The organism is Daejeonella sp., from assembly GCF_037719425.1.
GTDB lineage: Bacteria > Bacteroidota > Bacteroidia > Sphingobacteriales > Sphingobacteriaceae > Daejeonella.
Window position 1 is genome coordinate 1 of the sequence record NZ_JBBJNI010000021.1, and the last position, 13,682, is coordinate 13,682.

The window sequence follows — 13,682 nt, forward strand, 5'->3', positions numbered from 1 at the left end:
CGTGGCGCGACATGGATGAGTGTAATTCCTGGTTGATTTGCATGAGTATATTTTTTCTACGACTAAAATAGTTCGCTGAGAAAATATTTAGGCAACGCTTTTCACCTGGATATTCCGCTCCATAGTACGCCACGATTCCGACACAAACCTTTACGTCGCAGATACATCGCAAATGCCCTTCTTTTTTTTGCCAGCTAAATGCTGTTAATGTTATAGTACTTTCGTCGGAATATCTAATAGATAGGTCGGAATAAAAAGCTCAGGCTTCCGACCACCGGCCATCTCAGTCCGCAATGATCACCTGAATTCCCTTTTCTTCCAACTGTCTCACAGTTGCGGGCAGTACACCCTTATCAGTGATTATATATTGAACCTGATCCAGGTTGCAAACTTTGCCGAGACCGCGTCTTCCAAATTTTGAGCTATCAGCAAGGATGGCGATCACCTGAGCCGATTCTATCATCTTTTGATTTAAACTTGCTTCTGTAAGATTGGTAATGGAAAGGCCGAATTCAAGATCAATCCCATCAATGCCAAGAAAAAGGATCCCACAGGAAATATCCTCTAATATCCGTTCAGCATGAGAGCCTGTTACTGAAGAAGAGTTAGGTCGTGTTAAACCTCCTAGTTGCAAAACATCAACATTGGGACGGTTACATAACTCCATGGTAACTTTAACGGCGGGTGTTATAACAGTAAGGTGTTTCGTAGGATGCAGGCATCTCGCCAGTTCAAAAACAGTTGTGCCAGATCCAATAATAATTGAGTCATTTTGATCAATTAATGCTATTGCAGCGCTAGCGATTTTTTGCTTCTCTTCCCGTTTAATTAGTTCTTTTTCATTTATGGGCCTTTCGACCGTATATGGGTTGGTAATTGAGCCCCCACCTCTCGTGCGGAATAGAAGGTTTTTATCTTCAAGAAGTTTGAGATCTTTGCGTATAGTTACTCCCGAAACCTCCATAAGATCACTAAGGTCCTGGATGTTCACCTGCCCATCTTCCTGTAATTTTTTTAATATCAACTGATGTCGTTCAGTAATATTTCTCATTTGCTTTATCTATTCAGGGTATTTAAAGCAATTATAACTAATTAAAATGAAGTAGTAACCATAACATGGTTAGCCACTTTTTAATACATCTTTAAAAATGCCTAAAATGTCAAATTAACTATGAATTTATACGATGGCGCAGCGAATTAGGTCGATTGAATTTGAATAGAATATATTTAAATGTGTTTAAATACCTTTAAAAACTCTTTAAAAATATTTTATTTTGTTTTATTTTATTTAATTAAATTTTATTTATAAGTTTGGTATTAAGAAGTTTTGTTTCACATTGTTTAATTAAGTTTCTCTTGACATCGAAATATTATAATTTCAAATTGATTCCTAATTGCTTTTTTGGATTTTAGGTTTTCAATCCTATTAGGTTCATTTCTTCTAGGCCAACTAAATAAACTTTGCTTGTACGAACAAGATAGGGAAAACCAAACCCCGAATAAAGTGAGGAAATTTAAAAAAACCAATAAAATGAAAATTTTAAAAACGAAAAATGGTTGTAATTATCTATGGTTCAAAAAAACACTCTCTTTTTTAGCAAAAGGGTTTACGGTTACAATGTTACTGGTACTTTCGCTTGGTTGTAAAAAGGCTAATGAAACCTCTCAAAGTGATCAGGAAGCGGCTTCAGTTAAAACATCTTCCAGTAAAACAAGTGCTGACGAAACTTGGTATATGGCCATATTGCCCGATACGCAATACTACACTGACCCCGGAGGTTCACACAACGGAACCATGCAAATGTTTACCAATCAGATAGATTGGATTTTGGATAATAGAACATCGCTCAACATACAATATGTAGCGCATTTGGGTGATATCACTGACGAGGGGGATAGATCTGGTTATGATTTCCAGTGGACCAATGCAAACAATCAGATATCTAGATTGCACGATGCAAATATGCCATATGGGCTTGCGGTTGGTAACCATGATCAATGGTGTAATGGCGATCCAGGTTCAGGTGCAACCAATAATGGTTATGGTACACGGTTTGGAAAAGACCGTTTCGAGGGGACTGCTCCATACTACAGTACGCCACAGCCTCGAAAAGCTTGGTATGGCGCAAATTATACTACTGTAGGCTCTAATAATAATGATAACCATTATGATCTTTTTACAGTTTTTGGCCAGAAGTATTTAGTAATGTACATTGAGTATAACGAACAGGGTAGCCTAACCAATAGCGATTATCCGCCAGATTGCCCCAACTCTAGTTCTGTTTCACCCTATAGCTCTACTATTGAGTCTAATGTAACAGCATGGGCAAATACAATTATTCAGGCGAACTCAGATCGGAAAGTAATTATTGTAAGTCACAGCGTGCTTAGCCCTCATAAACTCCTTCCAGATGATGGTACGAACGCTATTCACAATAGTAAGCATAGAACCATTAGCGGACAAGCACCTGATAACTCTTATGGAAATTTTACAACTCAAGGGCAGAAGCTTTATGATCTCATTGCCAAACCAAATCAAAATGTATTTATGATGCTTGGCGGTCATATTACAGGTGAAGGATATAGGGTTGAAACGCAAAATGGCCATGTTGTTAAAGCTTTTGTATCAGACTATCAGGGGCGCTCATATGGCGGAAACGGTTATATGAGAATTTTGAAGTTTAATAAAACGACGGGTACAATTGAAATCCGTAGCATCCAACCTTTACCGGGTACTAATGGCGAAGAACTAGATGCTGATAGTAAGTTTACAGTAAGCATGTATAATTAAAATAAGTTTGGGCGAGGCTATCTCAATTTTCAGTTGAGATAGTCTTCTCTAAATTGAAATGGTCCTTAAAGTGAATTGGATGAAAAAAATCGTTACATGTTTTTTAGGATTGATTACACTTTTTTTTGGTGCTTGTTCTGAATATCAGAAGGGGAACGGCATATTACTTTATAAGATTGTCGATGGTAAGAATACACCGACAATAGGAAAAATCGCGGTAGTTTTTTTGACCTATTCAGAGGCTACTGACAATGGAAAAGTACTCTCGGAAACAGGAATTTTTGATCCCATACCGCTCGAAGTGTACGCAACAACACCTCAGTTCGAAGGTGATTTTCAAGATGCATTCCAATACCTAAGCGAGGGCGATAGCGCTGTAGTCAAAGTGAGCCTCGACTCGATTAAGCTTCTTAACCCTACACCAATTCTAGCTAAAGACAGCTCAAAATACATGACATATAAGGTGAGAATACATAAAGTGATTAACCAGAATGGAAAAGGGGATAGCACTTTTTTAACAAGTTTATACGAATATAAAAATGAAGAGATACTAAAGCGTAAAACTGCCGAACCGGAAAAAATTGAGAGATATCTAACAGCTAAAAAACTAAAATATACAAAAACTTCAACAGGGTTATTGTATCCTTCTGATTTAAAAACTGTTAATAATTCAGGAAAAGAGCTGTATGTAAGTTATGCGTTTACATCTTTAGACGGAAAGTTGTTTTTGAGAAAATATGAAAAAATAAAACCAGAGCAGGCACACATTCCAGGGTTAAAAGAAGCTCTTACTATTACTCCAAAAGGGATAAAAACTAAAGTTATCATCCCATCAAAATTAGCCTATAGTGCAGTAGGAGATAATGATAAAATGTCTCCTTACACGCCCTTGATTTGCGATTTTATGATAGTGAATAATAAAACTAAATAATAAACCATTGATTATGAAAGTTAAATTTTTACATCCAAATTTTAAAGGTAAATGGCATTACCTGTTAGCACTGACGCTATTTATCTTCCAAAGCGTGGGTTATGCGCAAGATCTAACAGTTAACGGTACTGTAAAAGATGTTACAGGCGAAACGCTTCCGGGTGTCAGTATAAAGAGTGAAGAAAGTAGACAAACTACTATTACAGACGTCAATGGCAGATTTACTTTAACGGTTAACAATTTCAACGAGACGTTAATCTTTTCGTATATAGGCTATGCTACTAAAGGAGTAGCACTTGAGGGTAGAAAGTCGCTTATTGTTACACTTTCGGCAGAAAATAGAACACTGAATGAGGTAGTTGTTGTGGGTTTCGGTACCCAGAAGAAGGTTAACCTAACCGGATCTGTTTCAAGTATCAACTCAGAGCAGTTAACTATGCGTCCTGTTGGCCAAACATCTGCTGCACTGCAAGGTTTGGCAGCGGGGGTTACAGTGGTGCAGAATTCAGGCCGGCCGGGTAATGATGACGGTACTATTCGGATCAGGGGTATAGGTACTTTAAGCTCTTCAAACCCTCTTGTTTTAATTGATGGAATTGAAGGTTCAATAAACAGCATTGACCCGAGTCTGATCGAAAGCATTTCTGTGCTAAAGGATGCTGCCTCGTCAGCAATATATGGTTCCCGCGCTGGTAATGGGGTTATCCTTGTAACTACAAAACGTGCTAAAAGTAACCAGATTGGCATAAACTATAACACGTATATAGGTAAGCAGGATCCTACAAATCTTCCGGATATGGTGAATGCGGTAGATCACGTGGAGATGACCAATCAGGCATATGTGAGTGCAGGTTTACCGCCATTATATTCTGCAACCCTTATTAATAACTATAAGACACAAGGTGCAGCTAATCCGGATCAGTATCCGGACACAGACTGGCAAAAACTGGTTTTACAGGGATCAGGATTTATGCAAAGCCATTTTCTGTCTGTAAATGGAGGTGGCGATAAAGTCCGTTTTCTGACGTCATTCGGGTACCTTGATCAGAAGGGAATACTGGAGAACACGGATTTTAAACGGCTGACATTAAGAAATAATGCCGATATCAGGTTCTCTGCAAAGTTGAGTATGAAAGTTGACCTCCAGTTATTGACATCCACGACCAGGCAACCCGGGCCGGGGACAAGCTCAATATTTCACTGGATGAATCGTATTCCGGCAAATCAGCCAGGATTATTTAGCAATGGGAATTATGGAGAAGGATGGAACGGAGTAAATCCAATAGCTCAGACTCAGATTGGCGGTGTGAGAAAATCAAATAATCCATATGCACTTTTAAATGCGACCTTAAGTTATAGTCCTACTAGCTGGCTTAATGCGGAAGTTACTGCTGCCCCTAAGCTTGCTGGTTCATTTGATAATTTTTTCGTAACGTCCATGACTACCTATAACGCTAACGGAACAGTTGCATTTAAATCGCCCGCTCTAGCAGATTTAACCCAGAATAGCAGTAAGTCTCTTTATAACAACTTTAGAGCAACTGCAACAGCTTCAAAAATAGTAGGTTCTCATAATCTGAAATTATTAGCGGGGGCCTCGAGGGAAGATTTTCAGAATGATGCATTTGGAGCCTATCGCGAAAATTTCATCCTCCCTCAATACCCTATACTCAATACCGGCTCATCAAGTACACAGCAAAATAATGGTACCGCTTCCGAATGGGCTTTACAATCATTCTTTGGACGTTTCAACTATGATTTCAAATCCAAGTATTTGTTAGAGGTAAATGGTCGTTATGATGGTTCGTCACGTTTTGCGAAGGGAAATAAATATGGATTTTTCCCTTCCGTATCTGCCGGATGGCGGGTCTCTGAAGAGAAATTCATGGCAGGGATAAAAAATGTGATAAACGAAATGAAGTTCCGTGGTTCATGGGGCCAACTAGGTAATCAAGATATAGGAACCTATCCTTTTACTACTACAGTAAGTTCAGGATCTTACACCATGAATAAGCAGATCGTCAATATTGCGGCTCTTAATACTATGGCAAACGAAGATATTACGTGGGAAACCACTGAAATGACGAATGTGGGGCTTGACATGACCTTGTTCAATAATCTAACACTTACTGCAGAATTATTTACCAGAAAGACCAGGGATATCCTGCTTCAGCTTACCGTTCCTATGTCGATTGGATTGGCGCCGCCGTATCAAAATGCTGGGATAGTTGAAAATAAAGGATGGGAACTGAGTATGGGATACAGAAATAAGGTTAGAGATTTTAATTATCATGTGAATTTAAATCTGTCTGATGTAAAGAACAAGATAATTGACCTAAAAGGAATTAAAAGTATAAGTGCTTCGCTGCCTCAGATAAATCAGGAAGGCTATGCGATCAACTCGTTTTACGGTCTTGAGGCTTTAGGATTTTTCCAGTCGGATGCAGAAGCAAAAGCAGCTCCAACCCAATTCGGTACGGTAAAGGCTGGCGATATCAGGTTTAAAGACCAGAACGGCGACGGCAAGATCAATGATAATGATTATCTGCCTATTGGCAGCCCGATTCCCAGATATACGTACAGTGCAAACATTAATACATCATGGAAGGGCTTAAGCCTGGGTGTCTTCCTTCAGGGAGTAGGTAAAGCTAACGGATTACTCTACCAGCAAGGAATCATGCCGTTTTGGAATGGAGGAACTGTTCAGGAACAACATAAAAACTCTTGGACCCCGACGAATACCAATGCCGCTTTCCCTAGGCTGGCGTGGAGTGATTCAAATAATCAGCAAATCTCAACCTTTTGGGTAAAAGATGCATCGTACCTCCGCTTAAAAAACATTCAGTTAGGTTATCAATTGCCTGCAAGCTTTGTCAACAAGGTTAAACTGAAAGGTGCCCGTCTATACGTAAATGGCGCGAACTTGTTCACAATGGATAACTTCTGGGATGGGTATGATGTAGAGGCTCCAATTGGAAGAGGAAGCGAATATCCTCAGGTAAAAGTTTATTCATTTGGTTTAGATGCTAATTTTTAATTGATAAAGACATGTTCAGATTTAGTAAATATTCGGTACTCTTTTTAGCCTTGCTATTTATTGTGCCATCCTGCAAAGAAGACTACTTGGAAAAAATTCCACTGTCAGGTCCATCCTCTTCATCGTTTTATTCAAATCAAGATGAATTAATGTTAGGTTTAATGGGTTGCTACAAAGCCCTTAATTTTAATTCGAAATCTCAGAGACCCTGGCCGGTGATTATGGATGTGGTAACTGATATAGAATGGAATAGAAGTGCAGGTGACCTTCAGGATATCGGTAAGGGCGATCACGCAAGTAATAATGATGCTATCCTTACTTGTTGGAGAGAATTTTACCAGGCCATTAACAGGTGTAATTTCCTGCTTGATAATATAGACAAGTTAAAGGCAAGTGTTCCACCTACAGTGTACGCTCAGTCAAAAGCAGAAGCGCGTTTTATACGCGCAATTAGTTATCATTATCTGGTGGAGCTTTTTGGAGGCGTTCCTCTGGTTACTAAAATGCTCACACTGGAGGAGTCGCAGATACCAAAGAGTTCTAAGAAGGACGTAGTTGATTTCATTATTAAAGAGCTCACAGAAGCGGCAGTTGATCTCCCACTCAATTATAGTGGAAATACGGGCCGTGCATCTAAGGGAGCAGCACTTGGATTCAAAGCAAGAGCTGCTCTATACAATGAAAGATGGGATGTGGCTGCTACAGCTGCAAAAGAAGTAATGGACCTTAAGTACCATACGCTTTATCCTAATTTTCCAGATTTGTTCATGTTTGCGGGAGAAAAGGCTACTGAACATATGTTTGCTCTTCAATTCCAAAAAGGTGTGATTATCCATGCAACTCCGAATTTTCTGACATCGCGCATGGCTGGGGGGGTATCCAACGAAATACCTCCTCAAACTATGGTTGATCAGTATCAGGCAGTTGACGGTTTAACTATTGATAAATCTCCATTGTATGATCCGAAAAAACCCTTCGCGAACCGAGATCCTCGTCTTACCTTTACCATCACGGTGCCCGGATCTAGATTGTTTAATATTCAGTTTGAAGTACATCCAGATAGTTTACAAGTTTGGAACTATAATTTTACCCCTGCCAAAAGAGTAGCAAACACGGATGCAACAAATGCGTTTGCAACCTACAGTGGATATCTTTACAAAAAATATTGCGATATTATTGATATGTCGGATAATAAGCAATCGGAGCTAAATCACAGTTTATTAAGATATGCGGAAATTCTTTTGATCTATGCTGAGTCCAAGATTGAATTAAACCAATTAGACGCTACTACATACGACGCTATTAACCAAGTACGTCGTCGACCGACTGTTCTAATGCCCGTAATCACAACCGGTAAAACCCAAGCCGAAATGCGTCAGATAGTACGACAGGAGCGTAATTATGAACTCGCAATGGAGGGGCTTCGTTTATTCGATATTAGAAGATGGAAAACTGCAGAAAGGTTGATGAACAAGCCTGTGTTAGGAAAGATAAAAAGAGAATTCCTTGCAAATGCACCAACATTTGATGCAGACGGTTATCCGGTCTACACTGGCGTTATTAATGGATCGCAGATGAGGCTAATCGAAACCCGAAAATTCAATAAAGACCGTGATTATCTGTGGCCTATACCAAATGTTGAGATAGCAGCGAATAAAGCACTTGTGCAAAATCCAAACTGGTAATAACCTATTAAGTAAATCACACTCTTGAATCTTGATACCGATTTCTGAGTATGATCTAAATTGCATTAAATGTGAAGTTGATTGTAGCTATAAGGGAGTGAGTGTTAAAAGAAAAATTTAAATATGGGTTCATTCCTTATTCCTGAACGTCGAAGGTGGTTTATAGTAAGTATAATCTTTTTAGCGATTGTCTTTAATTATTTTGACAGGCAAATTGTCTCAATTCTTAAACCAATTCTTAAAAAAGAGTTTGATCTGGATGACAAAGGTTATGCCATCATCCTGAACATTTTTACGATATGTTATGCATTAATGTATCCTGTAACCGGTTGGCTAGTAGACCGTTTTGGTGCGAAATTGACGATGTTTTGGGGAATTATAGCCTGGTCCGTCGCAAGTATCGGCGGCGGCATCTCCCGAACCTTCGGTCAGTTCACATTTTTCAGGGGTATGCTGGGTATGGCTGAGCCGACTAATTTTCCAGCACAGCTTCGTGTTGTTACTATTTGGTTTCCGGGTAAGATGCGTGCAACTGCAAACAGCCTTTGCGTTGCGGGAAGCTCCATTGGCGCCATCATAGCACCTCCCTTAGTAGCATGGCTTGCGATATCATATAATTGGCAAACGGTTTTTATTGTAGCTGGCGTTGTTGGTGTTTTAATTGCCTTGTTATGGATTCTGGTTTATCGTGATCCGCCAGAGTCGATAACAATGGAAAGTGCAGGTGTAGAAAATATTAACGAAACGCAAGCCTTCACTTGGGGACAATTATGGACCCGACGTAGTTTGTGGGGAATATTATTGATTCGATTCGTCAGCGATCCTGTTTGGTATTTTTGTTTATTCTGGCTTCCAGGTTATCTGCAGGAGGAATCGGGTTTGACTCTGGTTCAAATGGGTATGTTTGGCTGGATTCCTTTTTTGGTAGCCGACCTTGGCGCTATCGGGACATCTGCGTGGTCAGACTCACTGGTGAGAAAAGGATACGATCCTCTGAAAGCCCGGAAAATCATGTTGAGCAGTGTTGCTGTTCTTGCTCCATTATGTGTGCTTACTCCCTATCTGCCAAATGCTGCGATGACGATATTTATATTCAGTGTCGTTGCAATAGCTTGCCTTAGTTGGCTATTTACAGTAAGTGTGGTAATTGCTGAATCGTTTCCGGTAAAAAATGCTGCGAGTGTTTTGGGTATTGCCGGTGGCTTCGGTGCTCTTGGTGCCGTCCTGTTCAACTATTTTGTTGGCCAGTTCATGGGAACCCTGGGTGCTGAAAAAATATTTATTGTTATGGCCTTTCTCCATCCATTGGCTGTGCTTGTTTTATGGACTATGGTTAAGCAGGAGAAACCTGGGAAGAGTGAACAGTTGACAGTTGATGGTTGACAGTCTTGGCGTACAGTTCGGAGATGGACAAAATGGAGAATTGACAATTGTTGAAGATTAGTATAAGAGTAATATTCTATAAATGGAAAATAATAGATTAACCGTGAGTGAACCGGCGAGAGTAGTGCTGGTTAGATTAAATGTAGATGTTTTGGTAGTAGGCGGAGGCCCTTCAGGTATTATCGCAGCCCAGGCCGCCGCAGAAGATGGCTTGAAAGTAGCTTTGATTGACAGTAGAAGCTTTTTAGGCGGTAATCTTACCATAGGGCTTCCAATTCTTGGCTTTCTTGGCCAAAAGGGTAACCAGATCATCAAAGGTTTGCCTGATAAATTTATCAAGCGTTTGGCTGCGCAGGATGCCGCAAGTGAGCATCGGCCATGCCCGCTACACATGAGCCTAACACTAGTTGAACAGGAGGCTGTGAAAAATGTAGCTCTTGAAATGCTGACCGAAAGCGGCGTGGAGATACTTCTTTATACCCACTTTTCTGATGTGGTGATGGAAGGGGATACTCTCAAAGGGGTTATTATAGAAAGCAAATCAGGGCGTGAAGCAATTCTTGCTAAAGTAATCATAGATTGCAGTGGCGATGCGGATGTCGCTTTCCGTGCTGGAGTGCCTACCGAGAAAGGTAACGCCACAGGTGGTATGCAGCCTCCAACATTGATGTTCTGTCTTGGTAATGTTGATACCGATAAGCTTCGTAGGAGCATCGCCGAAGAGCCAAGAACCTATCTGACTGATTTCATTCCGGCTGAATACTTCGGTCAAAATCACCAGTTCATTGTGGTTGGCTTAAGAAGCCTTATGGAGAAGGCAAGGGAGGATGGCCTCGACCTTCCGGTAGAACGTACCATACTTATCACAGGTTTGAGAAAAGGAGATGTGTGGGTTAATATGAGTCGTATAAGCGGGGTTGATGGTACTGATCCGGCAAGCCTGTCCCATGGGGAGATAGAGGGCCGAGAGCAAGTAAAAAAGATTCAGAAATATTTGATAGAATATGTCCCCGGATTCGAAAATGCAATTTTCACGAAGATGGCCCCTTTTGTGGGTATCCGTGAAACCAGAAGGATAGTAGGAAAATATGTGATGACACAGGAGGATATTCTTAGCTGCGCCCGGTTTGATGATGCAATAGCTGTAGCAAGTTATCCTTTAGACATTCATCATCCTACAGGTGGTGGCTGTACGCTAACGTGGTGTGGCGACTGTTACGATATTCCATACCGCTCTCTTGTACCATTGAAAGTTAAGAACCTGTTAGTTGCTGGCCGATCTATTTCGACAACCCACGAAGCAATGTCGGCTATCCGCGTGATGGCCCCTTGTATGGCTATGGGCGAGGCCGCGGGCCGTGCTGCTAAAATGGCGGTAAGAGAAGGTATAGCGCCTGCAGATATTGACGTTAATAAACTAAGAACAGAACTTGGGGAAGCAGGGGCATATCTCAATCCTTTGCAAACCGTGTAGGTCTAACAACCAATAACCAACAACCAAATGCCTGAAAAATTAAATTTATCGAGAAGAACCTTTGTAAAAGGGCTGGGGCTTGCTGCGTCAACACCATGGCTGGCACAATCTGTTTATGCTGGAGGCATTACATCCCCGGCAGGCGCGTCAAATCATAAAGTTGTTACCGCTAATATTCGAGTGGCGCTGGCAGAAGACGATGCCAAAGGATTGGGATGGAATGACCGGAAAGACTTCTGTATTAAGGTGCTAAAAGCACAAAAAGCTGACATTATTGGTTTGCAAGAAGTTTTAAAAGTGCAGGCCGAAGACTTGAAAAAAGCTTTTCCTGACTTTATGCTGCTTGGATTCGACGGGCCGGAAATGGACGCGCACCAAACAGGATATCACGGTATAGCCAAGAACCCCATCATGTTTAGAAAGTCTCGATATGAACTCAATGGCGCGGGGACCTATTGGCTCTCAAACGAGCCTAACATCGGCGGAAGCATGGCCTGGGAAACAGCACGTGCCCGTCATGCGAATTATTTAAGGCTTAAGGATCGTAAAACCGGGGTAGAGTTCCGTGTAGTTAATACTCACCTGGACCATATAACTCAGGCCGCGCGTGAAAAACAAATTGAGGCTATTTTGAAGGAGTGCGCGCAATACCCGGAAGATTTTATTCAGATCCTTACGGGTGATTTTAATGCCGGGGTAGCTAACGCCGTAGGCGCAATGCTTAAGAAAGATGGCTGGCAGGATTCCTATGCAGCCGTTCACGGTGACAAGGATCCTGGATTTACCGGTCACGGATTTGAAGGGGAAGCTTTTGCAAGATCGAACCGCAAAATTGACTTTATTTTCTCAAAAGGAAATGTGAAAGCCCTTGCATCCAAAATTATTAAGGACAGTCTCAAGGGAAAGTATCCGAGCGACCATTATTTCGTATCAGCAGATCTGAGTTTTTGATAAGCATGAATAGATCTTTAAAATATCTGTTAGTCAGGCTGGAGTTTGAGACTGCTGACGACATTATATAGCTTGGAATACTATCAAATTTAAAATAATTAATAAATGAAGGCACAATCTAATGCTGGAGACAATTTCCTCGACAAGGCAGGCATTCCTAAACACCTGGCCTGGGGGTATCTCGGCATCCTAATCTTTATGATGGGGGATGGTGTCGAACAAGGCTGGCTAAGCCCTTACCTCATAGGACGTGGAATGACCATTCAACAATCGGCCTCCCTGTTTACAGTGTATGGGGTTACAATTGCTATTTCTTCCTGGTTTTCAGGAGTCCTCGCCGAAGGGTATGGCCCAAAACGAACCATGTTGATGGGTATCATTCTGTATATCCTCGGTACGGTAGGTTTCGTTGGTTACGGAATGCCGGAACTGAATTTTCCGGTTATGTTGTTAACCTATGCTATCCGTGGATTCGGCTATCCATTATTTGCGTATTCGTTCCTTGTATGGATCACCTACAGAAGCCCGCAAAAGAAACTGGGCACAGCCGTCGGCTGGTTTTGGTTTGTATTTACAGGTGGATTAAATGTATTCGGGGCCTATTATTCCAGTTGGGCGATCGAGAACCTGGGATATATAGACACACTCTGGAGTTCCATATTCTGGGTATTGGTCGGTGCTTTTTTTGCCCTGGTCCTTAACAGGGATAAATTTCAAACAAGCGCAATCAAAGAAGGTGTCAGCAAATCTGAAGAATTAATGAAAGGCCTTACTATAATGAAGGAGGAACCTAAAGTTCTTATCGGCGGAATAGTGCGCGTGATAAATACCACGGCCCAGTTTGCATTCCCCGTATTCATCCCAATTTATATGGCTCAGCATGGATTCTCTACAACAGAGTGGCTTCAGATCTGGGGTACAATCTTCACAGCGAACATAGCATTCAATCTGATTTTTGGATTTGTTGGTGATGGCTTTGGATGGAAAAATACAGTGATGTGGTTTGGAGGAGTTGGTTGCGCAATAACCACTCTTCTTTTTTATTATTCACCCGTATTATTCGATGGCAGCTACTGGATGGTCATGTTTAGCGGAGTTCTTTGGGGAGCATTACTGGCGGGTTATGTGCCATTATCAGCCCTCGTTCCTTCGCTCGTGAAAAAAGATAAGGGCGCAGCGATGGCCGTTTTAAATCTGGGAGCCGGCCTTGCGGTATTTGCAGGCCCGGCCATAGTTGGATTATTTATCGGCAGCGTAGGGAATGAAGGTGTAGTGTGGATACTGGCCGGACTTTACCTGATAAGCGCTATTCTAACAAAATACATCAGTTTACCAGATAATGCAAAGACGGCTCATTCGGCCAAGGGAAAGCAGGAGTTAACGCCTGTTGTTGCCTGACGAATAAAAAATAGAATACAAACAGAGATATA

9 protein-coding genes are annotated in these 13,682 nt (G+C 41.3%); 8 read left to right on the forward strand and 1 reads right to left on the reverse strand.

Annotation, left to right across the window (positions count from 1 at the left end; all coding sequences use genetic code 11):
* Positions 1-283 precede the first annotated feature (283 nt).
* Complete coding sequence (locus WKF69_RS04610) at positions 284-1,051, reverse strand: DeoR/GlpR family DNA-binding transcription regulator (protein ID WP_340379883.1); 768 nt, start codon at positions 1,049-1,051, stop codon at positions 284-286.
* 414 nt (positions 1,052-1,465) lie between these two features.
* On the opposite strand from WKF69_RS04610, the gene WKF69_RS04615 reads away from it, so the two are divergent.
* The 8 genes from WKF69_RS04615 (at position 1,466) to WKF69_RS04650 (ending at position 13,650) form a co-directional block, all read left to right on the forward strand.
* Positions 1,466-2,791, forward strand: coding sequence for a metallophosphoesterase (locus WKF69_RS04615; protein WP_340379885.1), 1,326 nt, complete (start codon positions 1,466-1,468; stop codon positions 2,789-2,791).
* Positions 2,792-2,870: 79 nt separating this feature from the next.
* Positions 2,871-3,722, forward strand: coding sequence for an FKBP-type peptidyl-prolyl cis-trans isomerase (locus WKF69_RS04620; RefSeq protein ID WP_340379887.1), 852 nt, complete (start codon positions 2,871-2,873; stop codon positions 3,720-3,722).
* Positions 3,723-3,735: 13 nt separating this feature from the next.
* Positions 3,736-6,759 (forward strand): TonB-dependent receptor, encoded by a 3,024-nt coding sequence (locus tag WKF69_RS04625; RefSeq protein ID WP_340379889.1) that lies wholly within the window; start codon positions 3,736-3,738, stop codon positions 6,757-6,759.
* A gap of 11 nt (positions 6,760-6,770) precedes the next feature.
* Positions 6,771-8,444 carry a RagB/SusD family nutrient uptake outer membrane protein gene (locus WKF69_RS04630; RefSeq protein ID WP_340379891.1) on the forward strand — a complete coding sequence of 558 codons (1,674 nt, stop codon included), beginning with the start codon at positions 6,771-6,773 and terminating at the stop codon, positions 8,442-8,444.
* Between the two features lie 123 nt (positions 8,445-8,567).
* Complete coding sequence (locus WKF69_RS04635; protein ID WP_340379893.1) at positions 8,568-9,827, forward strand: MFS transporter; 1,260 nt, start codon at positions 8,568-8,570, stop codon at positions 9,825-9,827.
* A gap of 82 nt (positions 9,828-9,909) precedes the next feature.
* Positions 9,910-11,301, forward strand: coding sequence for an FAD-dependent oxidoreductase (locus WKF69_RS04640; protein WP_340379895.1), 1,392 nt, complete (start codon positions 9,910-9,912; stop codon positions 11,299-11,301).
* Between the two features lie 27 nt (positions 11,302-11,328).
* Positions 11,329-12,252, forward strand: coding sequence for an endonuclease/exonuclease/phosphatase family protein (locus tag WKF69_RS04645; protein ID WP_340379897.1), 924 nt, complete (start codon positions 11,329-11,331; stop codon positions 12,250-12,252).
* A gap of 105 nt (positions 12,253-12,357) precedes the next feature.
* Positions 12,358-13,650 (forward strand): MFS transporter, encoded by a 1,293-nt coding sequence (locus WKF69_RS04650; RefSeq protein WP_340379898.1) that lies wholly within the window; start codon positions 12,358-12,360, stop codon positions 13,648-13,650.
* The last annotated feature ends 32 nt before the right edge of the window (positions 13,651-13,682 follow it).